General features: G+C 36.1%; 25 protein-coding genes. 11 read left to right on the forward strand and 14 right to left on the reverse strand.

The genetic code is table 11. The features are described 5' to 3' along the window. Positions 1–47: 47 nt before the first annotated feature. The 7 genes from OLM58_RS10610 (at position 48) to tsaB (ending at position 7,881) form a co-directional block, all read left to right on the forward strand. The gene (locus OLM58_RS10610) at positions 48–749 is read left to right on the forward strand and encodes an ABC transporter ATP-binding protein (protein ID WP_017497898.1); all 702 of its coding nucleotides are present in this window, start codon (positions 48–50) and stop codon (positions 747–749) included. Continuing rightward, a complete protein-coding gene (locus OLM58_RS10615) occupies positions 742–1,986 on the forward strand; it encodes an ABC transporter permease (RefSeq protein WP_264532249.1) in 1,245 nt (414 codons plus the stop codon). The genes OLM58_RS10610 and OLM58_RS10615 overlap by 8 nt, the downstream gene beginning before the upstream one ends. A 2-nt stretch (positions 1,987–1,988) precedes the next feature. Then, positions 1,989–3,254, forward strand: coding sequence for an ABC transporter permease (locus tag OLM58_RS10620; protein WP_264532250.1), 1,266 nt, complete (start codon positions 1,989–1,991; stop codon positions 3,252–3,254). A gap of 40 nt (positions 3,255–3,294) precedes the next feature. Then, positions 3,295–4,410, forward strand: a complete 1,116-nt coding sequence (locus OLM58_RS10625) for an efflux RND transporter periplasmic adaptor subunit (protein ID WP_264532251.1) — start codon at positions 3,295–3,297, stop codon at positions 4,408–4,410. Between the two features lie 80 nt (positions 4,411–4,490). Further along, positions 4,491–5,873: a TolC family protein gene (locus tag OLM58_RS10630; RefSeq protein WP_264532252.1), complete on the forward strand. Its 1,383-nt coding sequence runs from the start codon at positions 4,491–4,493 to the stop codon at positions 5,871–5,873. 6 nt (positions 5,874–5,879) lie between these two features. Beyond that, on the forward strand, positions 5,880–7,172 hold the full coding sequence (locus tag OLM58_RS10635) for an efflux RND transporter periplasmic adaptor subunit (protein ID WP_264532253.1): 1,293 nt from the start codon (positions 5,880–5,882) through the stop codon (positions 7,170–7,172). Positions 7,173–7,206: 34 nt separating this feature from the next. After that, complete coding sequence (tsaB, locus tag OLM58_RS10640) at positions 7,207–7,881, forward strand: tRNA (adenosine(37)-N6)-threonylcarbamoyltransferase complex dimerization subunit type 1 TsaB (protein ID WP_264532254.1); 675 nt, start codon at positions 7,207–7,209, stop codon at positions 7,879–7,881. A 6-nt stretch (positions 7,882–7,887) separates the two neighbouring features. Here the strand turns inward: tsaB and OLM58_RS10645 are convergent, their stop codons facing one another. The 3 genes from OLM58_RS10645 to OLM58_RS10655 form a co-directional block, all read right to left on the reverse strand. Next, positions 7,888–8,700, reverse strand: coding sequence for a mechanosensitive ion channel family protein (locus OLM58_RS10645; protein WP_035746896.1), 813 nt, complete (start codon positions 8,698–8,700; stop codon positions 7,888–7,890). Positions 8,701–8,787: 87 nt separating this feature from the next. Further along, complete coding sequence (locus tag OLM58_RS10650) at positions 8,788–9,195, reverse strand: YtxH domain-containing protein (RefSeq protein ID WP_264532255.1); 408 nt, start codon at positions 9,193–9,195, stop codon at positions 8,788–8,790. Positions 9,196–9,358: 163 nt separating this feature from the next. Then, positions 9,359–10,258, reverse strand: coding sequence for a NifU N-terminal domain-containing protein (locus OLM58_RS10655; protein ID WP_264532256.1), 900 nt, complete (start codon positions 10,256–10,258; stop codon positions 9,359–9,361). 143 nt (positions 10,259–10,401) lie between these two features. Between OLM58_RS10655 and OLM58_RS10660 the strand changes: the two genes are divergently transcribed. Both OLM58_RS10660 and OLM58_RS10665 read left to right on the forward strand, forming a co-directional pair. Then, positions 10,402–11,391 carry a type IX secretion system membrane protein PorP/SprF gene (locus OLM58_RS10660; RefSeq protein ID WP_264532257.1) on the forward strand — a complete coding sequence of 330 codons (990 nt, stop codon included), beginning with the start codon at positions 10,402–10,404 and terminating at the stop codon, positions 11,389–11,391. Between the two features lie 9 nt (positions 11,392–11,400). Next, complete coding sequence (locus OLM58_RS10665) at positions 11,401–11,919, forward strand: gamma carbonic anhydrase family protein (RefSeq protein WP_264532258.1); 519 nt, start codon at positions 11,401–11,403, stop codon at positions 11,917–11,919. Between the two features lie 83 nt (positions 11,920–12,002). On the opposite strand, the gene OLM58_RS10670 is transcribed toward OLM58_RS10665, so the two are convergent. The 5 genes from OLM58_RS10670 to OLM58_RS10690 all read right to left on the reverse strand — a co-directional run bounded on the left by OLM58_RS10670 (position 12,003) and on the right by OLM58_RS10690 (position 15,499). Beyond that, the gene (locus tag OLM58_RS10670; RefSeq protein ID WP_264532259.1) at positions 12,003–12,719 is read right to left on the reverse strand and encodes a LytR/AlgR family response regulator transcription factor; all 717 of its coding nucleotides are present in this window, start codon (positions 12,717–12,719) and stop codon (positions 12,003–12,005) included. A 137-nt stretch (positions 12,720–12,856) separates the two neighbouring features. Then, positions 12,857–13,963: a sensor histidine kinase gene (locus OLM58_RS10675; protein ID WP_264532260.1), complete on the reverse strand. Its 1,107-nt coding sequence runs from the start codon at positions 13,961–13,963 to the stop codon at positions 12,857–12,859. Next, positions 13,964–14,296, reverse strand: coding sequence for a DUF4907 domain-containing protein (locus OLM58_RS10680; protein WP_264532261.1), 333 nt, complete (start codon positions 14,294–14,296; stop codon positions 13,964–13,966). It abuts the gene before it with no gap. Further along, positions 14,286–15,290 (reverse strand): Kelch repeat-containing protein, encoded by a 1,005-nt coding sequence (locus OLM58_RS10685; protein WP_264532262.1) that lies wholly within the window; start codon positions 15,288–15,290, stop codon positions 14,286–14,288. The genes OLM58_RS10680 and OLM58_RS10685 overlap by 11 nt, the downstream gene beginning before the upstream one ends. 80 nt (positions 15,291–15,370) lie before the next feature. Then, complete coding sequence (locus tag OLM58_RS10690; protein WP_264532263.1) at positions 15,371–15,499, reverse strand: hypothetical protein; 129 nt, start codon at positions 15,497–15,499, stop codon at positions 15,371–15,373. A gap of 231 nt (positions 15,500–15,730) precedes the next feature. Between OLM58_RS10690 and OLM58_RS10695 the strand changes: the two genes are divergently transcribed. Next, positions 15,731–17,059 carry a DUF4270 domain-containing protein gene (locus OLM58_RS10695; RefSeq protein ID WP_264532264.1) on the forward strand — a complete coding sequence of 443 codons (1,329 nt, stop codon included), beginning with the start codon at positions 15,731–15,733 and terminating at the stop codon, positions 17,057–17,059. Further along, positions 17,060–18,295 carry an aromatic hydrocarbon degradation protein gene (locus OLM58_RS10700; RefSeq protein WP_264532265.1) on the forward strand — a complete coding sequence of 412 codons (1,236 nt, stop codon included), beginning with the start codon at positions 17,060–17,062 and terminating at the stop codon, positions 18,293–18,295. It abuts the gene before it with no gap. Positions 18,296–18,299: 4 nt separating this feature from the next. Here the strand turns inward: OLM58_RS10700 and murI are convergent, their stop codons facing one another. The 6 genes from murI to OLM58_RS10730 all read right to left on the reverse strand — a co-directional run bounded on the left by murI (position 18,300) and on the right by OLM58_RS10730 (position 25,237). Beyond that, on the reverse strand, positions 18,300–19,076 hold the full coding sequence (gene murI / locus OLM58_RS10705) for a glutamate racemase (protein WP_202702082.1): 777 nt from the start codon (positions 19,074–19,076) through the stop codon (positions 18,300–18,302). A 455-nt stretch (positions 19,077–19,531) separates the two neighbouring features. Then, entirely contained in the window at positions 19,532–20,035 is a 504-nt protein-coding gene (locus OLM58_RS10710; protein ID WP_017497918.1) for an OmpH family outer membrane protein, read from the reverse strand. Between the two features lie 15 nt (positions 20,036–20,050). Continuing rightward, a complete protein-coding gene (locus OLM58_RS10715; RefSeq protein WP_264532266.1) occupies positions 20,051–21,079 on the reverse strand; it encodes an OmpH family outer membrane protein in 1,029 nt (342 codons plus the stop codon). Between the two features lie 42 nt (positions 21,080–21,121). Then, complete coding sequence (locus OLM58_RS10720) at positions 21,122–23,869, reverse strand: outer membrane protein assembly factor (protein ID WP_264532267.1); 2,748 nt, start codon at positions 23,867–23,869, stop codon at positions 21,122–21,124. Next, positions 23,802–24,542 carry an isoprenyl transferase gene (locus tag OLM58_RS10725; RefSeq protein WP_264532268.1) on the reverse strand — a complete coding sequence of 247 codons (741 nt, stop codon included), beginning with the start codon at positions 24,540–24,542 and terminating at the stop codon, positions 23,802–23,804. Before OLM58_RS10725 ends, OLM58_RS10720 begins: the two co-directional genes overlap by 68 nt. A gap of 5 nt (positions 24,543–24,547) precedes the next feature. Beyond that, the gene (locus OLM58_RS10730; protein ID WP_264532269.1) at positions 24,548–25,237 is read right to left on the reverse strand and encodes a DUF6089 family protein; all 690 of its coding nucleotides are present in this window, start codon (positions 25,235–25,237) and stop codon (positions 24,548–24,550) included. Positions 25,238–25,322: the final 85 nt, after the last annotated feature.

Below are 25,322 nucleotides of genomic sequence, written 5' to 3' on the forward strand. Positions count from 1 at the left end.
AGTTAAGAAAAATGTTATTATTGTTCTAAAATTTAACAAATTTTACCATGATCGAGATTAAAGATTTGCACAAATCCTATAAAATGGGTAGTTCGGAGTTACACGTGTTAAAGGGAATTAATTTTAATATTGAAGAAGGTGAGCTGGTTGCAATTATGGGATCATCAGGATCAGGGAAATCGACACTTTTGAATATTTTAGGAATTCTGGACGAGGCTGATTCCGGTAGTTATATTTTAGATAAAACCCCGATCAAAAAGTTAAACGAAACAATAGCGTCTAAATACCGCAATAAATTTTTGGGATTTGTATTTCAGTCTTTCAATCTGATCAATTATAAAACCGCTCTCGATAACGTTGCAATGCCGTTGTATTATCAGGGAATCAAAAGAAAAGAGCGTTACGACATCGCTATGAAATATTTAGAGAAAGTTGGACTTGGTTCGCATTCTCATCATTTACCCAATGAACTTTCAGGAGGTCAGAAACAGCGTGTTGCCATTGCAAGAGCTCTGGCTTCAAATCCAAAAGTTTTATTGGCAGATGAGCCAACAGGAGCATTAGACACTAAGACGTCTTATGAGGTTATGGAACTGATTCAGGGGATTAACGATGAAGGAAAAACAATCCTGATCGTAACTCACGAACCTGATATTGCCGCAATGTGCAAAAGAAATGTGGTCCTGAAAGATGGATTAATTATCGATGATAAAAAGGTAGAACAAGTTAGAGCTTCATCTTATGTTTAATATTGAGCGTTGGCAGGAAATATTCGAGGCAATCTCTAAAAACCGGTTGAGAACATTTCTTACCGGAGTTTCTGTAGCGTCGGGGATTTTTATTTTGGTGATTTTGCTCGGAGCAGGTAAAGGGCTTCAGAACGGAATCGAGAAACAATTTGAAAATGACGCAAAAGGAATAATTGAAGTCTGGTCTGAAGCAACAACTAAAGAATATAAAGGACTAAACCCGGGAAGGCAAATTCAGTTAAGAAATAGCGATTATGACCTTCCGGTTAAAAAGTTTGGTGATGAGATTGATAAAAAATCACCTGTTCGTAGTACCTGGGGTGGGATTGTGAGTTACGGGAAAGAATCAGGAAATTATCTGTTTAGAGGGATTAGTTCGGATTATGTCTATCTTGAAAATGCAACTATTATTAAAGGACGCTTCATTAATAATAGTGATATGATACATAACGCGAAAGTGGCGGCTATTGGTTTGAAGGTAGAGCAAGATCTGTTTAAAGGGCAAGATGCGATAGGAAAAGAGATTTTAGTCAATAATATTAATTTTAAAGTGATTGGGGTTTTTACAGATCCTTCAGGAGAGCGTGAAGAATCAAGGGTTTATATGCCTATGACGACGAATCAGCGCACTTATGGAGCCGGTGATAAAATAGACGCAATGCAGTTTGTTTTAAATAAAAAAATGAATTACGATGAGGCACTGGCGCAATCAAGAAAATTCACAGCAGATATAAAGGCCTTATTGAAAAGTAAAAATGTTATTGCGCCTGAAGATAATAGCGGCATAGGTGTTTATAATTCAGTGGAAGAGGCGAAACAGTTTTATGATTTAAATCTTTATATCAGATTGTTCTTTTGGTGGGTTGGTATTTGTACCATCATTGCCGGAGTTGTGGGAGTAAGTAACATTATGCTGATCATTGTAAAAGAAAGAACAAAAGAAATTGGAATACGAAAAGCACTTGGAGCCTCTCCGTTTTCAATCATTTCGATGATTCTTCATGAGTCTATTTTTATTACCACTATTGCTGGATTTACAGGCTTACTGGCTAGTTTAGCGTTATTGGAATTTGTTGGACCGCTGGTGCAAAGTGAATATTTTAGAAATCCGGAAGTCGATTTTAGTGTGGCGTTAACTACACTGGCGCTGCTCATATTTGCAGGCGCCCTAGCAGGTTTTTTTCCAGCTTATCATGCAGCCAAAATTAGACCTATTGTAGCACTTAGAGACGAATAATTATGTTTAAGAAAGATAATTGGGACGAGATTTTACAGGCTTTAACAGCCAATGTTTTTAGAACGGTGTTAACGGCGTTTGGTGTATTTTGGGGTATCTTTATTTTGGTGATATTGCTGGCTGCCGGAAACGGTTTAGAGAACGGAGTTAAGAAAGGTTTTGACGGAATTGCCACAAACACCATGTTTATGTGGAGTCAGACCACAACAAAAGCCTACAAAGGTTTGCCTAAAATACGCCGTTATGATTTCAGAAATAGCGATGTTGCAGCATTAAAAGAAGCTTTACCGGATTTAGTGTACGTCTCCCCCCGAAATCAGCTGGGTGATTTTAACGGAACCAATAATGTAGTTCGTGGTACCAAAACTTCAGCATTTACCATTTATGGAGATTATCCGGAGCTGATCAAGCAGCAGCCGATGGATATTCTTAAAGGACGATTTGTCAATCAGCAGGACATTCTCGAAAGACGAAAAGTTGCGGTAATTGGTAAAGGAGTGATCAATGAACTTTATGGAAAAGAAGAAGAAGCGATTGGAACGTATGTGAAAATCAACGGGATCAATTTCATGGTCGTGGGTGTCTATAAATCAAAACAGCAGGGAGGGAATGCAGAGCAGGAGCAGAAAAATATATTTATTCCGTTTACTACTTTTCAGCAGGCTTTTAATTTTGGAGATAAAGTAGGCTGGATGGCACTAACCGCAAAAGACGGAACATCTATTACCGATTTAAAACCAAAAATTTTAGAAAAAATAAAAGCACTTCACTCAATTAATCCTGCTGATGAAAGAGCGGTTGGGAATTTTGATTTATACGAACAGTACAATAAAGTGCAAAGTTTATTTAACATCTTAAAAATCATTGCCTATTTTGTGGGGACATTGGTTTTGATTTCGGGAGTAATTGGTATTTCAAATATCATGCTCATTGTAGTGAAAGAGCGTACCAAAGAAATAGGTATCAGAAGAGCCTTAGGAGCAACTCCTGCAGCGATTCGTGGGCAAATTTTATCGGAATCTATATTTTTAACGATTATTTCGGGAATGCTGGGCATTGCTGTAGCGACCGGAATTATCGCGCTCTTAAACATGGCTTTAGCTTCGATGCCGCCAGATAGTAATACGATGTTTGCTAATCCAAGTGTCGATTTAAGAGTCGTATTTGTAGCTTTAATAATATTAGTAGGATCTGGTTTGCTGGCAGGGTTTATTCCGGCACAAACCGCAATTAATGTGAAGCCTGTAGATGCTTTACGAACAGAATAAATTATCAATCAGAATATAATCGAATTAAACTGAAAACACAATGAAAAAAGGAGTAACCGTAACCATTTTAATCTTTATTGCTATCGTTTTCTTTGGCGCACTATATTACCTGTACGCTAAGAATCAAGAGTCTCCAATTGTATTTAAAACGGAGAAAGCAGAGATTAAAACCATCGTTAAGAATACCATTGCAACCGGTAATATTCAGCCTAATGAAGAGGTCCTAATCAAACCAAACATCTCAGGTATTATCGAAGAAGTGTATATCAAAGCGGGAGAGAAAATTAAAGCCGGCGATATGATTGCCAAAATTAGAGTTGTAGCCAATGTTTCTAACGTAAGCAGTACCCAGAATCAGGTACAGACTGCCAAAATTGCTTTAGACAATCAGGAAAAAATATATCAAAGACAAAAAACATTGTTCGATAAAGACGTAATTTCAGCAAATGATTTTGATGCAGCACAATTAGCCTACAAACAAGCCAAGCAAAACTATCTGGCAGCAAAGCAAAGTTTAGATATTGTTAAAACAGGAACAACAACTTCATTTGGAAATTATGCCAATACGTTAATCCGTGCAACAGTAAGCGGAATGGTACTGGCAGTTCCGGTTAAAGTAGGAAATCAGGTTATTGAGAGTAATAACTTTAATGAAGGAACTACTATTGCGAGCGTAGCAGATGTGGGAAGAATGATTTTTATTGGAAAAATTGACGAATCTGAAGTAGGGAAAATCAAAGTAAAAATGCCAATTGAAATCACCGTTGGAGCGATCGAGAATAAAAAATTTGAAGCTGCTCTGACCGATATTGCGCCTAAAGGAGTTGTAGAAAACGGAGCAATTCAGTTTGAAATTAAAGCAGCTTTAGTGAACAGAGATGCTACTTTTATCAGAGCAGGTTTAAGTGCAAACGCTTCAATTATCTTAGAAAAAGCAGATAAAGTTTTGGCAATAAAAGAAGCATTGGTACAGTTTGATAAAAAGACACAAAAGCCTTATGTTGAGATTGAAACTAACCCTCAGAAATTTCAAAGAAGAGATTTAGTATTAGGAGTAAGCGACGGAATTTACGTTCAGGTGAAAAGCGGAATCAAAGCTTCGGATAAAATTAAAATCTGGAATCAGGGTTTGATCAGTGAAGAAGAAAAGAAGTAATTTGAGCAAATAAAGAATTTTTGGTTTTTAAAAAATGTTAAATTTGCGTAGTAGGGTTACTATGCTTTCATTCAAAATATATGAAGATAAATAAATATAATAGTCTGGTTTTTGCGGTGTTATTCGGGTTTGGCTTGTCTGGTCAGGCGCAAACAAAGAAATGGACTTTGGAAGAATGTGTTCGTTATGCATTAGAAAATAATATCACGATAAAGTTGTCAGAACTGGATGTTCAAAATGCAGCGATTGACAAAAGGGCTGCCTTTGGAAGTTATCTGCCGTCAGTAAGCGGCAATGCATCACATTCCTGGAACATTGGTTTGAATCAGGATCTTACAACCGGTCTTTTGCGTAATCAGACAACACAGTACTCTTCTGTAGGTTTAAGTGCGGGAGTCGATATTTATAAAGGTTTGCAAATTCAAAATACGTATAGAAGAACAAAACTTGCGATCATAGCTTCACAGTATCAATTGCTGAAAATGCAGGAAGATATTTCGTTGAATGTAGCCAACGCGTTTTTGCAGATCCTTTCGAATAAAGAAGATTTAAAAATAAAAAAAGAACAGCTAACGATTGATGAAAAACGTTTGGCTCGTTCAGAAGAAATGGTTAATGCCGGGACTATTCCGAGAGGTGATTTGTTTGATTTAAAAGCAACTGTCGCGACTGATAAACAAAATATCACCGTTTCAGAAAATAATTTCTTAATCTCAAAATTGAGTTTGGCCCAACTTTTACAACTAAAAGAATTTACAGATTTTGATGTGGTAGATGATACTAACGCAAAAGATGAAAATAATATTATGGCTCAAACTCCGGATGAGATTTACAATAAAGCAAAAGAAACAAGAACTGAACTAAAACTGGCGCAAACCAATCTTGAAATTGCACAGAAAAGTGTTACCATTGCAAAAGGAGCTTATCAGCCAACATTAAGAGGATTCTATGGATTCGATACCAGAGCGAGTTACAGTGACCGAACCAGACTGGATGAAAATAATAAACCCTATTCTGTAGGGCCGGATCCGATATTTAAACAGTTCAGTGATAATAAAGGACATAACTTTGGTTTTCGTTTAGATGTGCCAATCTTTAATGGTTTTTCAATTCGAAATAATGTAGAGCGTAGTAAAGTAAGTTTAGAAAAATCTAAAATAGATTTAGAGCAAAAAAGTTTAGATTTGCAACGTAATGTTTATACCGCTTTTACAAATGCAAAAGGAGCTTTAAATACTTACGAATCGTCTACAGTAACATTAGAAGCAAGACAGCAGGCCTATAACTATGCGAAAGAAAAGTATGATGTAGGTTTAATGAATTCTTTTGATTTTACTCAGGCGCAAACATTGTTAACCAATGCGCAGTCCGATGTGATCAGAACAAAATACGATTACATGTTTAAAATAAAAATATTAGAATTCTACTTTGGAATTCCAATTGTTCCAATTGTTACAAAATAATTTATTATGTCTAAAAAAACGATTTATCTTTTAGTAGGTGGCGCAGTAGCACTTATTGCAGTTTTAGTTGGTCTTTCGAAAGCAGGAGTTATTGGGAATAAGGATGAAGGAACAGAAGTAGAAATTTCAAAAGTAATAGCTTCAACAATTGTTGAAACAGTTTCGGCAACAGGAAAAATCCAGCCTGAAATTGAAGTGAAGCTTTCGTCAATGGTTTCGGGAGAAATTATTGCGTTAAATGTAAAAGAAGGCCAGGTGGTTAAAAAAGGAGATTTATTGGTCAAAATAAATCCTGATTTGTACACCTCCGGTTTAGATCGTTCTGTGGCTAATCTGTCAGGAACTAAGGCTGGTTTAACACAGTCTGAGGCCAGTTATAATGAAGCAAAAGCAAATTACGACCGTAACAAAACGTTATACGAAAAAGGAGTAATTTCAAAATCAGATTGGGATAAGGCAATTTCGACTTATGAAGTAGCCAAGGCCACCAAGCAAAATGCATATTACAATGTTAAAAGTGCTTCGGCATCGGTTACAGAGGCCAGAGACAACTTAGGGCGTACGTTAATTTATGCTCCTGCTGACGGAACCATTTCGGTTTTAAATGTAGAACTGGGAGAGCGTGTCTTAGGAACGCAGCAAATGGCGGGAACAGAACTTTTGCGTGTAGCCAACTTAAACAATATGGAAGTGGAAGTTGACGTAAACGAAAATGACATCGTTAAGGTAAAAATTGGTGACGAAGCAAACGTTGAAGTTGATGCTTATCTGAAAAAGAAATTTAAAGGTATTGTAACCAGTATCTCTAATTCGGCCAGTACAGCACTGACTTCTGATCAGGTAACAAATTTTAAAGTTAAAGTACGTATCCTGAAAGAATCTTATCAGGATTTACTGGAAGGACAACCAAGTACTTATTCTCCTTTCAGACCTGGAATGACGGCTACAGTTGATATTCGTACCAAAACTAAAAACAATGTTTTGGCGGTGCCAATCAGTTCAGTTGTGGTTAAGTCAGATACTGCTGCAGTAAAAGACTTTAAGGTAGAAGATCCAAACGAAGATAAAAAAGCAGCTCCGAAAAGCGATAAAAAGTTTGAGTGCGTTTTTGTGAAAGTAGGAAACAAAGCCAAAATTAAAATTATCAAAACAGGTATACAGGACGATACGAATATCGAAGTAATGTCAGGATTGAAAACAGGAGATGTTGTCATCACAGGTCCTTATACCACCGTCTCTAAAGATTTGAATTCCGGAGATAAAGTAAAACTCAAAAAAGCAGATACTTCTAAGAAATAATTTGCGTCATAATAAAAATTTAAAATTACATACATTGTCTTTTATCCTCAATATTGAAACCGCTACCAAAAATTGCTCCGTATCCATTGCTAAAAACGGAGAAACCATTATATGCAGGGAAATTGCCGAAGAAGGTTATTCACATGCCGAAAAACTGCATGTTTTTATCGAAGAGGTAATTGCCGAAGCAGGTATAGCAGTTGAGGATTTAGTGGCTGTTGCCGTGAGTCAGGGACCAGGTTCTTATACGGGTCTGCGCATTGGGGTTTCGGCCGCTAAAGGATTGTGTTTTGCCTTAAATATTCCTTTGATTGCAGTTGATACTTTACAAACATTAGCTTCACAGGCTAAGGTTTCCGGTGGGAAAATTATTCCAATGCTGGATGCCAGAAGAATGGAAGTGTATAGCGAAGTATTTACAGCCGATTTAAAAGTGGAAAGAACGATTCAGGCTGAAATTATTACGGAGGATTCTTTTAAAGAGTATACAGAGACTGTGTATTTTGTAGGGGATTGTGCCGAAAAATGTAAAACAGTTTTAACCCAATCAAATTTTGTGTTTTTGGAAGAGATCAAATATCCTTCGGCTGCTGCAATGAGTACAATCAGTTATGATAAATATCAAAAAAGCGACACTGTTGATGTCGCTTATTTTGAACCTTATTATTTAAAAGATTTTATGATGGCTCCTCCATCAAAAAAAGTATAAATCTTTTTATTTTTGAAGTGTATAGGGTTGAACCGAAATTCCGGCTTCATCTAATGCTGCTTTGCAATTCTCTAAAGTCTCAGAAAAAACAGCTCCATAATTAGCGTTTTTTGCCCATGGACGTACGGCAAACTCGACAGAACTTGCGGTTAAGTTTTTTACAAAAACTTCAGGAGCAGGTTTTTTAAGTACTTTTGGATTGTTGTTTAAAACGTTCAAAAGAATGTCTTTTGCCTTTTTTATATCAGAATCATACGAAACCGCAAAAGTCAGATCGGCTCTTCGTTCTCCCTGCATCGAATAATTGATAATGGTACCGTTTGATAAAGCTCCGTTAGGAACAAAAACAGTTTGATTGTTAGCGGTTAACATCTTCGTTACAAAAATCTGAATTTCTACAACTGTTGCAATAACTCCACCCGCGGTTTCAATCGTATCGCCTACTTTGAAAGGTTTGAAAACGATAATCAGCATTCCTCCTGCAAAATTGGATAGAGACCCTTGTAAAGACAAACCTACGGCAAGACCCATTGCTCCTAATATGGCAACAAAGGATGATGTTTCGATACCCAATTTTGAAATAAAAGTCACAAATAATAAAATTCGGAGCGCCCAAATCAAGATGTCAGAGAGGAATCGGGTCAATGTGGGATCCAGATTTCTTTGAATCATTATTTTTGTGATGATTCTGCTGATTAAACGGATGGCATAGATTCCGACAAATAAAATGATGAATGCCGAGATTAATTTTGGAGAATAATCAATTAATACGTTAATAAATTTAGTAGCATAATTGCTAATCTGTTCTGAATTGTACATATTTTTAGAATAAAAAAACCTTCCCAAAGAGAAGGTATATTAGTTGTGCAAATATAAAAATATTTCCCGGGATAAGAAAAAGGAGTTTTATTCCTTGTCGGTAGTCTCATCAATAACATCATCAGCTTTAGCGACCGTTTTTTCGCTGCTATCAGTTACGGTTTCTGAAACAATTGCTTTAGTTTCTCCGGTTAGTTCGCTGGTTTTTTCTTTTACAGAATCAATTACATCACTTATAGAATCGGATGCTTTTTCAACATATTCGCTAACAATATCTTTCGCCTGATGTGCGTAATCCGTTGCCGTTTCAATCAGCGGTTCTGATGCTTCTTTGGCTTTTGCGAAAGTTTCCTCGGCGAAGGTTTCTGCTTTATCAATATAAGGAGCAGCGGCCTCTTTGGCTTGTTCAAAAGTAGTTTCGGCCTGGTGTGCCAGATCAGTAGCAGAATCTTTGGCTGTGCCAAATAAGTTCTTAAAGAATGAAGATAATCCCATAGTCTTGATATTGATTGGTTTAGAATACAATATTAACTATTTTTAAAATAGTACAACGCTATTTGGTTAATAATTTGCTGATAATTAGTGAGATATGTGTTTAAATTAAAAAAGCGCCTGCCCCAATGGCAGACGCTTTCTGTATTTTATAAAGGATAAAAAATTAAGCGTTTACAGCCTCTACTTTAATGGCTTCGTCGTTTAACATGCTTTTTAGCATATTTTCGATTCCGCTTTTTAAAGTAAAAGTGGAGGATGGGCAACCGCTACAAGCTCCTTGTAGAATTACTTTTACTGTTTTGTCCTCTTCATTATAAGAGTCAAAAGCAATATTTCCACCGTCAGCAGCAACAGCCGGTTTTACGTATTCTTCAAGAATGTTAATGATTTGTTGCGAAGTAACATCCAGTTTGTCAAATGCTTCGTCTTTTGTAATGTCATTTTTAGTAGTTGTTTCAATTAGGCTTTCATCTAAAACAGTTCCTCCGTTTTCAATAAATTGTTTGATAAAAGTTCGTACTTCAAGTGTGATTTCCTGCCAGTCATTGATGTCATATTTGGTTACCGAAATGTAGTTTTCATCAATAAAAACTTCTTTCACATAAGGAAATTTGAATAATTCTTTGGCTAATGGAGAAGAAGCAGTCTGATCGATATTTTTATACTCAACAGCATTTCTTGTCAGCATTCTGCTCACCACAAATTTTAGAGCTGCAGGATTTGGAGTGGTTTCTCCATAAACCGTAATAGGTTGTTTTTTAGCTTGGGTTTCTTCAACTTTAATGATTACGCCTCCATTATCTACAAATGAAGTAATTTGTTCCGCAACCGCATCTTTCACATCATCCCATTCTACAATACTATATCTTTCGATTGCGATAAAGTTTCCTGAAATATAAACGGTTTTTACAAACGGTAAATAGAATAATTGTTGTGCTAATGGAGAGGCTTGTGCTTCGTCAATATTTTTGAATTCGAAACTTTGATTCTGAGTAATGAAATCTTCAAATTCAAACTTTAATATCGTTGGATTTTGAGTTTCTTTTATGGTGATTTTTGTCATGATTTGTAATTTTTTACAAATTTAGTAAAGTTATTTTCTACTAATACCTATATTTGATTTTTTAATAAAATAATTAAGACTCTTTTCAAATTAATCGTATTAAATTAGAGGAGTTTAAAATATAGTCGTTCAATATTGTCTTTATGAAATTTAGAATCAGGGTTTTATTGTTTTTTCTAATTGTATCCGCTTATTCTTATTCACAAGAGGGGATACCGGTTTACTCTGATTATTTGTCTGATAATTATTACCTGATTCATCCATCGATGGCGGGAGCAGCGAATTGTGCCAAGATAAGACTGACTGCCAGAAAACAATGGTTTGGCCAGGAGGATGCTCCGTCTTTGCAAACGTTGACTTTTAATGGCAGAATAGGAGAGCGGTCAGGAGCCGGAATTATTGTTTTTAATGATAAAAACGGTTACCATTCTCAAAAAGGATTGAAACTTACCTATGCACATCATATCTTGTTTTCCAGAGATGAACTCGATTTAAATCAGCTTTCATTTGGTATTAGCGGGGGAGTGATTCAGAGTCAATTGGATGAAACTAAATTTGGAACCACTTTTGATCCTATCGTTTTCGGCTCTATACAAAAAGATTCTTATTTTAATGTTGATGTCGGGGCGTCCTACAATTACCTTGATTTTTATGCCCATGCAACCGTTCAGGGTTTGCTGGAAACCCGAAGAGAATTGTACACCGAATATGAAAGTAATAACTTGAGAAAGTTTCTTTTAAGCGCAGGATATGTTTTTGGAAAAAGAAGTAAAGTTACCTGGGAGCCATCTGTATTGTTTCAGGTGTTTGATAAAACCAAAGAAAAGACTATCGATTTAAACCTTAAAGCGTATAAAAATATGGATTTTGGAAGTCTTTGGGCTGCCTTGTCTTATCGAAAAGGTTTTAATGGTACCCAGTACGGCACTAATAGTGGAGTAGCTGCGCAAAAACTACAGTATATTACGCCAATCGTTGGGGTGAACTATAAAAATTTCATGTTTGCTTATACCTATTCTCAGGTTACGGGTGATGTGAAATTTGATACAGGGGGGTATCACCAAATTACCCTCGGAATTAATTTATTTTGTAAAAAGGAACGTTACGATTGTAACTGTCCTGCCATTAATTAAAAACTTATTATGCTGATTAAATCTGTAAACGGAAAAGCACCTTTGATTCCAGAAGATTGTTATGTGGCCGAAAATGCTACCATTGTGGGCGATGTGACCTTTGGAGATTCCTGCAGTGTTTGGTTCAATGCGGTTATTCGTGGTGATGTTAACTTTATTACTATTGGAAATAAGGTCAACATTCAGGACGGTGCCATCATCCATTGTACGTATCAAAAACACCCTACTATTATAGGCAGCAATGTTTCGATAGGACACAATGCTATTGTTCACGGCTGCACGATTCACGATAATGTTCTGATTGGTATGGGCGCTATTGTTATGGATAATTGTGTGGTTGAAAGCAACTCGATTATTGCAGCAGGTGCTGTTGTTACTCAGAATACGGTCATAACTTCAGGAAGTATTTATGCGGGTGTCCCGGCTAAAAAAGTAAAAGACATTGATCAGTCTGATTTTGCGGGCGAAATTGAGCGTATTTCGAACAATTACGTAATGTATTCCGGCTGGTTTAAAAACGAAGAATAAGCATAAAAAATCAAAAAATAGAAATTCCAAATTCCAAGGTTCGACACTTTTGGAATTTGGAATTTCTATTTTTGAAATTGAATCTAAAGGTTGATTCTTTCGAAGAAAGAAGTCTTATAGCTTTCACTAATAGGAATGCGTTTATCGCTAATTAAAACTTTATTCTTCTGAATGGATTTCACGTGTTTTATATTGATGATATAAGAACGGTGAATTCGGGAGAATCCTTTGTTCGAAAGCAGATTTTCAAGCTTAATTAAACTGATTAGTGTGAGAGTAAATTTGTTATCAATAGTATAAATTTTTACGTAATCTTTTAGTCCTTCAATAAATAGAATATCAGAGAAATTCATTTTTACATTTTCGTACTCCGCTCTTACGAACATAAAATCCTGTTCCAGTTCCGGCGCAGTAGTGTGTTCTGAAATAGCCTGAACCGTTGTGGTCGGATTTAATACCTGTTGTGCCCGTACGACCGATTTCAAAAACCGGTGAAACGGAATGGGTTTAACCAAATAATCAACTGCTCCGAGGTTAAAACCTTCAACGGCATAATCAGAAAAAGCAGTGGTAAAAATAACTAATGGTTTTTTCTCGATCGTATTTAAGAAATCGATTCCTGAGAAATGCGGCATCTGGATGTCCAGAAAAATCAAATCAACATTGTTCTGATTGATGAAAGAAATGGCATCAATGGCATTGTTAAAAGTATGGATCAATTCGAGAGCATCTACTTTTTGAACAAAATCTCCCAGTAATTCAACTGCTAAAGGTTCATCGTCTATAATTACACATTTCATCTGTTGAAGTTTTAATTTTAAAGTTTTGTTTAGCGCCAAAAGTACTTTTAAACCAATAAAATAAGTTTTAAAATTATCATAAAATACGTAGAAGAACTTTTTGGCTTTTATAGTAAAGTAACCTTAGGTAAAGAGGTCTAATCTAGCGCGGTTTGAATTTTATCCAATTCCAAATTCAAATGAACACGAAAGAACTCATCATCTTGTGTGATATCAAGTTTATGCGCATTGGGATAAAGTAAATCCAGTCGGTTTTGAATGTTGACCAGTCCAATTCCTGAGTTATCAGGATCTTTACTATAGTCTTCAATCGTATTTTCAATCCAGAAATCCAGACTGCTGTTTAGAATGAATATCTTAATTTTTACATGAGCGGCACCTTTGTAATCGGTTCCGTACTTGAATGCATTTTCGACAAACGAAATCAATAATAAAGGTTCGATAAACTTATTTCTGGTGTCTCCATGAACATTGATTACGATGTCTTCAATATTGTTTAATCTCAGTTTTTGCAATTCAATATAATTCTGGATGTAATTGATTTCTTTTTCTAAATCGACCGTTTTGTTATCGGTTTCGTACAGCATATAGCGCATCAATTCTGATAAGGTTACGATCGCATCCGGAACTAAATCTGATTTTTTGTGTGCCAGTGAATAAATACTGTTTAAGGAATTGAATAAAAAATGTGGATTGGTTTGTTTGCGCAGATAGATCAGCTCTGTATTGGTTCGGTGTGTTTCGGCGATTAATTTGTTTTGCTGATTGTTGTAAAATTCGGTCAGTGTTCGGATAACCGCACTAATAGTAATGATCAAAATATAAAAAAAAGAGGGGCCGATTTTAAAGAATAATGGCTGTTTTGTAGCCACAAAAGTCTTCAGTCTCCCACCTTTAGGGATCAATTTAAGAACTTCCGGCGGAGGTAAAGCTTTTACTACTCGTGTCTGCGCAAAATCAGGAATAAAATAATTGAGTCTGACAACCATAAAAAGTAAGATCAGGGTAGATACAAACACAAAATACAGCCAGTATTTTTTTTCCAAAAGCAAAACAGGAACCAGATAAAAATAGTTCAGATAAAACAAAACAATTCCGGTACCCCACTGCACATAAAAATCAGGACTAACTTTAAACGGACTTTCATAAAATTGAATTAATGAAGTCAGAATAAAGAAAATCCAAATGATACCGTGAAATAAAATCTTGTTTGAACTGGTATTTTTGATCGTATCTAATGTCATTTATAATTTTATTTTTAATAAAATTAAGTCATTTTTGGTTATTGTGGGCGATCTATTTTGATGGAGTCTGGTTACTACCAGCTGAGCCACTTTTAGAGCGTCATTTTTTGTACTAAAGCTTTTAGAGTCGTTTATGACCGGAATAATAGCCTGCTTGATAATGATTTTGTTCTTTAAAGCAATCGAATAACCCCAACCTGACGTAGTTTTGAAGGCTTCGATCGTAAAGGTTTCATTTTTCGCACAGGCTAAAAATTGTAAAATAAGTACGACAAGCAAGATATTCTTCCGGATGTTAGCCCGGAAGAATGGCTTTTTTATTTTAGTTGTCATTACTTGTTTGTGCTTCTAACGGTTTAAACTCCCACGCATCATCAAAATAGGTTGAACCCGTTCTTCCCAGCATGTAAAAGCCGCGATTGTTGATGGCAAAGCCAACTGCGTCTGTTCTGGTCGCACCTTCCATAGGTGTTTTTTCTGACCATAAATCGGTGGCGGGGTTATATTCCCAGATGGTTTTGATGTTATCTCCTCCCACAACATATCCCAAACCATTCATGGCAAAAGCAGAGGCATTTGAACGAACAACAGCATAATCATCATTGTAGGAGCTGTCGTCTTCGGTATCTTTATCAATGTCTCGTTTTCTCGTCCATACCTCAGTTGCGGGATCAAATTCCCAAAAATCCTCCTGATATACTCCGTTATTAATTCCCGTTCCCAAATAAACTTTATTGGCAATTACAAAAGCAGTGGCATTACGTCTTTTATTTCCGCTAAAACCATTTACAAGGGTCCAGCTATTGGCTTGATCGTTGTACTGATAGAAATCTTTTAGGTAATTTCCATCATAACCGGTTCCAAAATAGGCTTTTCCACCCGCCTGAAAACCTACCGCTGCGTAGCGGCCTGTTCCGGCAAAATCAGTCTTTTGGGCCCAGGTATTGCTGCTCGGATCGTACTGATAAAAATCTTTTAATTTATTAGTTCCATCATAACCCAAACCAATATATCCTTTTTGATTTAAGGCAAAAGCCGAGGCAGAACTTCTTCCGATACCCGGAAGATCAGCTTTTTGCTCCCAGTAATCTCCCGTTGAATTATACGACCATAGATCTTTCAAATAAACATCTCCGGTATAACCTGTTGCGACATAAGCATAATCGCCAATAACAAAACTGGTCGCGCTGGATCTTGCTGGTCCGTCGAATGCCGATTTTTTAACCCAGTTTCCTATTAGCTCCTCGCTGCTGTCATTGCTACAGCTTATAAAAAAGAGACCTGAAAACAGCGTCGCGAATAGTATTCCTTTTTTTAAATTATTCATAATATATTGAGTTTATTTATTGTTTGTATTTGATGTCAATTCCTAAGACATAGCTGTTACCGGTATTAAAATCATAAACTTTATGATTGTTTTGCATCATCCAGATGATAAAAATTACTGTTGAAACTATTGGTCAGATTGAAAGTGTTACGAATATTATTGAAAAACGAAATCAAAAAAACCGAACGAATTAGTATCCTTATTTTCATTACTTATTTATTGGTTCAAAAGTAGGAGGCTAGTGGTTTTAAAAAAAAGAAGATATATGTATGGTGATTTTTGATAGACTAAACAGCCGATTTCAAAGTCGAACGGGGTATTTGATGATGTAGATCTGTCATAGATGTTTTTTGGCTGTTTATAGTGTAAAAATGCATGACGGTATATGTTATGATGTGGCGCGAAAGAGTGCCATTTATATTTGTTCAAAAAATTAGAATATGCACAAGTATATAGGAATGTTATTTTTGGCGATGACCCTGTTTTCATGCGGAACCGACTCAGATGCAGGTGAGTTTGTGGTGGGGTCTGATTATCTGGCCGTGGGTAATAAAGTTATTTTGATTGATACGATGACTGTGGAGATGTCAACCATAAATTTTGACTCTTTGATTACCTCTGGAAAAAACCGTATTTTAATTGGAAATTATGAAGATCCTATTTATGGAAAAGTGAAATCGAAGAGTTATTTTCAGTTGGCTTCCGATTCTTATTCTTTAAAAAATGACGGTTCTGATACAGAAACCACCAATTATGTTTTTGATTCTATTTCGATGATTCTGAAATATGATAAATATTATTACGGAGATACCACGAAAGTTCAGACATTTGATATTCATCGCTTAACAGAGAAAGTAAAACCGAATACTAATGATAAAAACTTCTACAATAATTCGGTTTTAAATTATAGTGATGAGAGCCTGGGTACTATTTCGTACAGCCCCAGGCCGGCCGGGAAGGATTCTGTTACTATTAAGATGAGCCGTACTTTTGGGGCAGCTCTCTTTCAGAAACTCAAAAAAAGAGAGATCACAGATTTTGACAGTTTTAGTGAATATTTAAAAGGGCTTGTTCTGGTTCCTTCTGCTTCAAATTCGGCAAACGTTATTGGTTTTCATGTTGCGTCGAGTAAGGTACGGCTGTATTATTCCAAATATCAGGCAAATACCGAAGAAGTTCCGTATATCATAGATTTCAAGATTTCGGATGCCCAAAAGCAATTTAATTCCATCTCATTGGATAAGACAGGAACCATAATTCAAAATCTGCCCGCTTCGAATAGTAAGCTGCCAAGTGCGTTAACCAATCAGCAGGGGTTTATTCAGTCTGGTACCGGTGTTGCCTGTCGGATTGATTTCCCGAACATCAAACAACTGAAGCGTATTTCAGCTAATGGTGCAATTGTAGACGCGCAATTGTTTTTAAAACCGGTAAACAATACGTACGCAGAAAAGTATCCTCTGGAAGATTCTCTAAAAGTTTATGTAAGCGATAATTTAAACCGAATCAGTACTTCGTTGGTCAATTCGGCCGGAACTGCAGTATTTGGGATTCTCAACAAGAAGAAGGATGAATTCAATGAAAATGTTGGATACTCAGTACCGATTGGTTATTTTTTGCAGAAAGAAATGCTGAAACAATCTAGTTCCAGATCTTCTCTTATCCTCACTTTGCCGGGGATTTCTAAGACAGTTAACCGGATTGTTTTAGGCGATCAGAAACATTTGAACAATAAACTCCAGCTTAAAATTTATTATATCTCTTATTAAATGAAAAGTAAAATTGCCTGTTTAAGCTGCCTCATTTTGATGTCGCTAACGTCGTTTTCTCAAAGCATTTCAAGTTCTCCTTACTCGCTGTATGGTTTAGGAAGTGTGTATGATTCTGATTTTGGAAACATTCCTTCTATTGGATCTTCAGGAATTGCTTTGCCTTCTGCCACTTTTATCAACAATCTGAATCCGGCATCACTGGGATATTTGCCGCAGAATCATTTTATGTTTGATGTTGGAGGAAAATCCATTTCGACTGCATATCAAAGCAGTTCAAGAAGTGAAAACCGTAATAATTTTCAGTTTTCGCATTTAGCATTTGCCTTTCCGGTTACTAAGAATTCAGGATTTAGTATAGCGATTCGCCCTTATTCGAGTGCCACTTTTAAAATCTCGAATTTAAAATTACCTATCGAAAACAGCCAGGATTTTTACTATTTAACGGCGACTGGTTCCGGAGGATTAAATAATCTGGATTTGTCTTACGGCTACCGATTTGGTAAGAAATGGTCTGTTGGAGCTTCAGCATCTGTGTTGTTTGGAAATACAAAAGACAACAGAAGCTTCTTAATTATGAATTCCATTACAAGTATTCAGAAAAAGACACATTACAATGGTCTTCGGGCAACATTGGGTGCGCAGTACCAAGTTGATTCTACTCTTACCGTTGCGACAACATTTAAAGTGCCGACCCGGATTAAAGCATCCAAGGTACAAACCGTTCAAACTATTGCCGATGATGTTGTGACAACTATAGAGTCTGATGTAGCTTCAGATACAGACGATTATTATATGCCTTTAGAGATGGGGATCGGGATTAGTAAACGCTTTAAGAACAATCTAAACATGACACTGGATTACGAAAAAAGCTTGTGGGGTAGTACCAATCAATCTGAATTGTATGGCAATTTCGTAAATCAGGATCGGTTTGCCCTGGGATTTACATACAGAGGAAGGAAAAATATTCGTAAATATTGGGATAGGGTTCAGTATGCCGCAGGTGCAAACTTTGACACCGGTTATCTGGAAATTGATGGTAAAAGAATCCATAATGCCGCAATTTCAATAGGACTTAATTTGCCTCTTGAAAACACCTATTCGTCTTTAAATATTTCCTATTCGTACGGACAAAGAGGAAGGGTTTCGGATAACCTGATCAAAGAGAATTACCATAAAATATCCCTTAATTTATCCTTGGACGGAATTTGGTTCGTCAAGCGAAAATTTGAGTAACGAATTAAAAATCCTTCTCGATAACAGGATATTTATGGTCTAAAATTGATTTTAAAACTTCGGGATTTGAATTGACATAAAATACAGGTTCGCTTTTGGGATTGGCAGTAAAACCAACGGTTTCTCGCAGGATGTTTTGCGTTTGTCTGGCAACCGCTTCTCCTGAATCGATAATATGAATGTGTTCCGGAAGAATCTTTTTGATTTGCGGAATCAGATAAGGGTAATGACTGCATCCCAGAACAAGATAGTCGATATTGGCATCAATCATAGGTCGCAAATAGGATTCCAGTAACTGAGTCATTTCCGGAGAATATAAGTTCCCGTCTTCAATAAGCTGAACGAGCCCGTGACCTACTTGTTCGATAATAGTGGTATGCTGAAACATTTCGGCAGTTTTATTGAACAGTTCACTGTTCAGCGTTCCTTGCGTGGCCAATATTCCAATAACCTGCGTTTTCGAATTGTTGGCAGCCGGTTTAATCGCCGGTTCAATTCCGATAAAGGGAATATCATAATCAGCGCGAAGCTCACGAATCGCATTGGTCGTAGCAGTATTGCAGGCAACCACGATCAGTTTGCAGTTTTGTTCCAGTAAAAAATCTACATTTTTTTTACTTAGAGCAACAATCTCTTCTTTTGTTCTTTGACCGTAAGGCGCATTTTTGCTGTCGGCTAAATAAATAGTCTTCTCGTTAGGAAGCAGATCATGAATGGCGTTCCAGATGGAAGTCCCTCCAATACCGGAATCAAAAACGCCTATAGGATTGTTGTTTGTCATAGGACAAATTTAATGTTTTTTGATATAAATGTATATCCCAATTGAAAGGAAATCTTTGAATGTTTTTGTTTTTTAACGGCATTTTAACTCAGATAAAATTTTAGAGATTTAACCGCAAAGAACGCAAAGATTCCGACAAGGGGCGCTATGTTTTTGTGGATTGGGAGTTAGATATTGGAGTGATTGAAAGAGAAGTTTTCCAGAATCCTTTTTAAAAAGCATTTGGTTTACGGTTTGACTCTCAAATTAAATTATTCGAAACTCATTGCTCTGAAAGAGCCTCAGCAATAGCATAGTGCAACGCACTATCAATAAGAATAATCATTGTAAAGCCCTGAAAGGGCGAAAGTCTGATCTCTAAAGAGAAGTATTTATGCAGTTCTAGTGAAATGCATAAAAAAACGGTCCGTACTTTAAAGTGTATGGACCGTTTTTTTGTGTAAGGAATTTGTTTATTAGAATCCTAAATCTTTTTTTACATCAGCAGTAATGTTTGGACCATCAGCTAATAATAAAGTAGAACCGTCTAAAATGTATTGGAAACCTTTAGCTTTTCCAACTTTTTGGATAGAAGCTTTTACTTTTTCCATTAATGGTTTTACGATGTCAGTTTCTTTTTGTTGTAATTCTTTTTGAGCGTTGTCTCTGTAGTCAACAATTCTTTTTTGCATGTCCTGAACTTCTTTAGAACGTTCTCCGTTTACAGCATCAGTTACAGTTGCAGCTTCACCTTCGTATTTTTTGATTTTTACTTGATATTCGTCAACCATTTTTTTGTATTCAGCATCATATGTACCACTTAATTTTTGCAGTTGGTTTTGAGCGTCTAGCATTGCAGGCATTTTCGACATAATCTCGCTAACATCAACGTGAGCTACTTTAGCTTGCGCGTTCATCGTGTTACTTGCTCCTAAAACTAGTATTGCAGCAATTAGTAAAGTTTTGATTTGTTTCATCATTTTTAAAAATATTAATTAATTATTGGTCGTATTTGTTTTTTGTGTTTCGGCTTCTTTTGCTTTTTTCGCCGCTTCTCTCTCTTCTAAAATTTTCTTTCTTCTGTCTTCTAATTCTTTTTTACGCTGTTCGTAAAGCTTTTGTCTTTCTTCAGCTTTATTTACAGCAGGCTGAGCCGGTGCTGTTCCTTCGGTTGGGCTAACATTGGTAGCCGGTTTTGCTGTTGTGCCATCCGTTTTAGCAGGCTCTGTTTTGGCTCCTTCTGTTTTGACAGGTTCAGAAACCGTGCCATTTTTTTTGGCATCCCTTTCGGCGGCTAATGCTTTTCTTCTGTCTTCGTATTCTTTTTTCTTGGCTTCCTGCTCAAGTCTTCTGTCCTCAATTAATTTTGCTCTGGCGGCTTTTTTATCATCAAGAGCTTTTTGTCGGTCTGCCATGGCTGGATTCTCATCAATAGCATTTTCCAGTTTTTCTTTGGCTTCCTGATCTTTTAATTGTTTTTTAGTCAGTTGTTCACGTTTGTCCGTACGGTTTAAAATTCGGATTACCTGATCGCTGATGTCAAATTTCTTATTGCTAAAAAGCATCGTTAAATCAGATGATTTGTCAAAGACAAAGTCATAATTTTTTGCTTCAGCAATATCCTGAACCGCGGTAAAAACCTGATCTTGTATAGGCTTTGCCAAACCTGCTTTCTGATGCATCAGATTTCCATCGACACCAAATTGCTTTTGCTGATAATCCATCATTTCGGTTTCGAGAAATTTAATCTCGGTTTCTTTCTCGTCAATAAGCTCTTTTGTCAATAAAGCTCTTTCGGCTTTAAGGCTTTCTTTAAGATTATTGATGTCCAGTTTTTTGGTCTCTATTTCCTGTTTCCACTTTTGAGCTTTGAGCTCTAATTGAGCTTTAGCTTCTTTGTAATCGGAAACATTTTCCAAAATATACTCCATATCGATGTAGCCAATCCTTGTCGTTCTTGTTTGAGCCTGACTTGTATTTGCTACAATCAGGGCTAAAAATATAAATAAAAATTGTCTTCTCATAACATTACTTTATTTGAAAATTTTTAACCAACTATTGTTTTTTTAGAATTGTTGTCCGATGATAAAGTGAATTTCTTTACCATGCGCCTTAGTCTCTCCCGGTTGAGGATCGAAACCGTAACCCCAGTCAATACCCAATAATCCAAATGCCGGCATGAATACACGTAAACCAACACCCGCAGAACGGTTCAGGTCAAATGGGTTATAATCTTTAAAAGTTGGAAATGATGAACCTCCTTCTAAAAACGCCAATGCATAAATCGATGCAGAAGCTTTTAATGTAATCGGATAACGTAACTCCATAGAGAATTTGTTATAAATTGTGGCCCCAATTTGTTGGTTAAGTGCATTTGTAGGAGTTAAAGAGTTGTTTTCATAACCTCTCAACTGTACCGTTTCTCTACCATCCATCGAGTAGTTTGCCATTCCGTCTCCACCTAAATAAAAACGCTCAAACGGTACCACTCCTCTTGCCTGATCGTATGCTCCCAGGAATCCAAATTCTGTTAAAGTTCGCAGTACTAATTTACCATAAAGTTTGGTATACCACTCACCTTTGAATTTAATTTTGTAATATTCCAGCCAATTGTATCTTTTTTGATCTACTTTCCCTTGATCAGTATCTGCGCTCGCGTAATCAGAACCAACACTTACGACTGCCGGTGTTCCGTTAATGGTTTCCATTTTGGTGTAATCTCCAGTGTTCAATGGTTTACCATCTGCACCAGAAGTTGGAGCTCCTGTATATTGTGTTTTATATTCTTTTTGATTTTTTAGATCTCCATAATCAATTCCGTTAAACAAGGAATATGGAGGAGTTACTTTTGCAGAAATACTAAAGTCTGAACCATAGGTTGGGAATATTGGGTTAACCCCTTTATTACTTCTTGAAAGACCAATAGTATATGCTAAGTTTCTCGACGCTCCGTTACCAAAGGTAAACAATCCTGTGTTATAATTGTTCAAGTCATAGTGCTGGTAACTAATAGATTGTGATAATACGAAGTAATCGTCCGGCACAGTAAGTCTTTTCGCTAAACCAACTTGTAAAGTCAGGATGTTAAAACTCTTGCTTTTATCTACACGTCTGGTAGCAAAGTCGTTTAAGAATTGTTTACTGTAAGAAATAGAAGAACTAAATTGTACCGGTTTTTTTCCTCCAAACCATGGTTCTGAAAATGACACGCTATAGGTTTGGAAATAAGTACTTCCTTGTAAACGAAGTGCTACTTTTTGACCGTCACCCATTGGTAATGGCTTGTACGATTCTTTATTGAACAGGTTTCTTGCTGAGAAGTTGTTAAATGATAATCCAAGGGTTCCAATGAAACCACCACCACCGTAACCTCCCTGAAGTTCTACCTGGCTGGATCCTTTTTCTACAACATGGTACTCAATGTCAACAGTTCCTGCTGCAGCATCAACATTTTTGAATTTTGGATCAATGGCTTCAGGATCAAAGAATCCTAATTGTCCAATTTCACGAATTGTTCGAACTAACTGCTCTTTACTGTATTTTTCTCCTGGTTTAGTTCTTAATTCACGATAAATTACGTGGTCGTTTGTTTTATCATTTCCAACAACCGATATTTTATTGAAGTATGCTATAGGACCTTCTGTAACTCTGATCTCAAAATCGATGGTGTCGTTTACTGTTTTTACCTCTACAGCATTGATGTTAGAGAATAAATAACCATTGTTTTGGTATAAGTTTGTAATGTCTTCAGCGTCCGGTTTTGTCTTGTCGGCAATACGTTTTTCCAATAAAACTCCGTTGTAAGTTTCACCTTTTTTGATCCCTAAATAACGGTTTAATAGCTGATCTGAGTAGACTGTATTTCCTAAGAATTTAATATTTCCGAAGTAGTATTTGTTTCCTTCTTCTACATTAATTTTGATGGCAAGCATGTTTTTTTTCTTGTCGTATTTAACAGAATCAGAAATAATACGGGCATCACGATATCCTTTTTCTTTATAGGCAGCAACGACTTTCTCTAAGTCGGTTTTGTATTTTTCAGGAATGAATTTAGAAGATTTTAAGATACGGAGTATGTTCTTTTGTTTGGTATCTTTCATAGCAGCTCGCAGCTGATTTCCGCTAAGCTGTTTGTTTCCTGTGAAATCGATACCGCTAATCTTCACCTTATCTCCTTTATCTACCCGTACAAGCATGTTTACATGATTGCCTGCAGTACTGTCGGGAGTATTGGTAATGGTAACTTTAGTGTTGTAAAACCCTTCTTTTTTATATTTATTTTCAATATAATTCTTAGTTGTCGTGATTAAGTTCTCATTGACAATTTTGTTTTTGGTCAGATTGTTGTCTTTAATTAACCCTTCGATTTTATTTTTCTTAATACCAACAAATTTAACTTCGTTTAATTTTGGGAGTTCGACAATGTTCAGATCCAGATAGATACTGTCGTTGTCGATTTTGTTAACATAAAAAGAGATTTCATCAAAAAGGCCAAGTTTGCCTAATTTTTTAATAGCACCACTAATTTCTTCACCCGGAACGGCAATTTCCTGTCCTTTTTGAAGACCGGAAAAAGTAACAACTGTTTGTTCGTTAAAGCTTATTTTACCAACAACAGAAACTTTGGCAAGAATATATTTTTTCCCCTGATCAAAAGGAACTCTTTCTTGCGCTTTAATTTGTGAAAAACTACCCAAAAGAAGCAGGGTAAAGACTATTTGTATTCTTTTTTGCAACACTAAAAAATTATTTAATTTGTTCACTGGTTTTTCCAAATCTACGTTCTCTTTTTTGATAACTAATAATAGCCTCATATAAATCTTGGTCTTTAAAGTCTGGCCATAAGACATTAGTAAAATATAGTTCTGCATAGGCGATCTGCCATAGCAAAAAATTACTTATTCTATGCTCTCCACTTGTTCTTATTAATAAATCTACGTCAGGTAAATTTTGCGTGTAAAGATGCTCATTTATAATTGAATCGTCAATAGAGTCTATTGAAATTATATTATTTTTAACTTTATCACTGATGGTTCTAACTGCTTGTACCAATTCTTCTCTTGATCCGTAACTTAATGCTAAAGTTAAGGTCATTCGAGTATTATTTTTGGTCTTTTCTATTACATCCAACAGCTCTTTTTGAGCCGATTTTGGTAATTTTTCGAGGTTCCCGATAGCATTAAGTTTGATGTTGTTTTTTTGCAGTGTATCAAGTTCTTTTTTTAAGGAATTGATCAAAATTTTCATCAGTGCTTCGACTTCCAGTTTCGGACGATTCCAGTTTTCTGTCGAAAAAGCGTATAGTGTCAGGTATTCAATACCAAGTTTGGCACATGTTTTTATGGTGTTTTTTACAGATTTTGTTCCGTTTTCGTGACCAAATGCTCTTAAAAAACCTTGTTGTTTTGCCCAACGGCCATTCCCGTCCATAATAATGGCCAGGTGTTGAGGTAGGTTTGTATTATCTATTGATTCTAGTAAATTCATTTTTATTATTCTGCGCAATAGCAAGGTTTTTCTCCAAAGGTATAAGTTAAAGTAATACCAGAGAAGACATACCAATCATTATTATTTAAATTTCCAAACTGTAATATGTTTGTGTTTTTTGTATTTGGATTACTGGAATCCATAGCATCTGTAAAAGTATATCGTGCTCCAACTTCGGCTCCTAAAACAATACTTGGAGTTATGTTTGATTTTATTCCTAATATAATTGGTATAGCAAACGAACTTGAACTTAAAGATTGTGTTACGGTTGGACTTGATGTAAAGCGATACAATTTGTCGTACATAAAAAAGTTAAGCCCGGAGAAGATATACGGAGTTACTTTTCTGTGATAATCATGCAGATTAAAGTCGAAAAAATTGAATTCCAGACCAGCCGAAAGTTCTTTTACATTATTTTTAAAGCTATAGCCTCTTCTGTTTCTTCCTGTTTCAGATGAATCGAAATCGTTTCCTGTAACGGTTGATTGTGTATACGAGAAACGATAGGAGTGACGCGGACTTTTATTCCATTTGTACAAGACACCAAAAGCCAGTTTTTCCGGTGCAATATAGGTGGTTTTACCTACATCTCCTACAAAGTTACTTCCACCTAAAAAAACACCAATCTCATTGATTTGAGCATTTAGTGTGATAAAGGGGAAAAAACATAACAATAAATTAAAATTTTTTTTCATTTAATTCAAAATTGCGTGCAAATATAATAATTATCGATTCGAATCAAAGTTTGTTTAGCTAAATGTGCTTTTTTTTCAATTTACA

The sequence above is a fragment of the Flavobacterium sp. N502540 genome (genome assembly GCF_025947365.1).
GTDB lineage: Bacteria > Bacteroidota > Bacteroidia > Flavobacteriales > Flavobacteriaceae > Flavobacterium.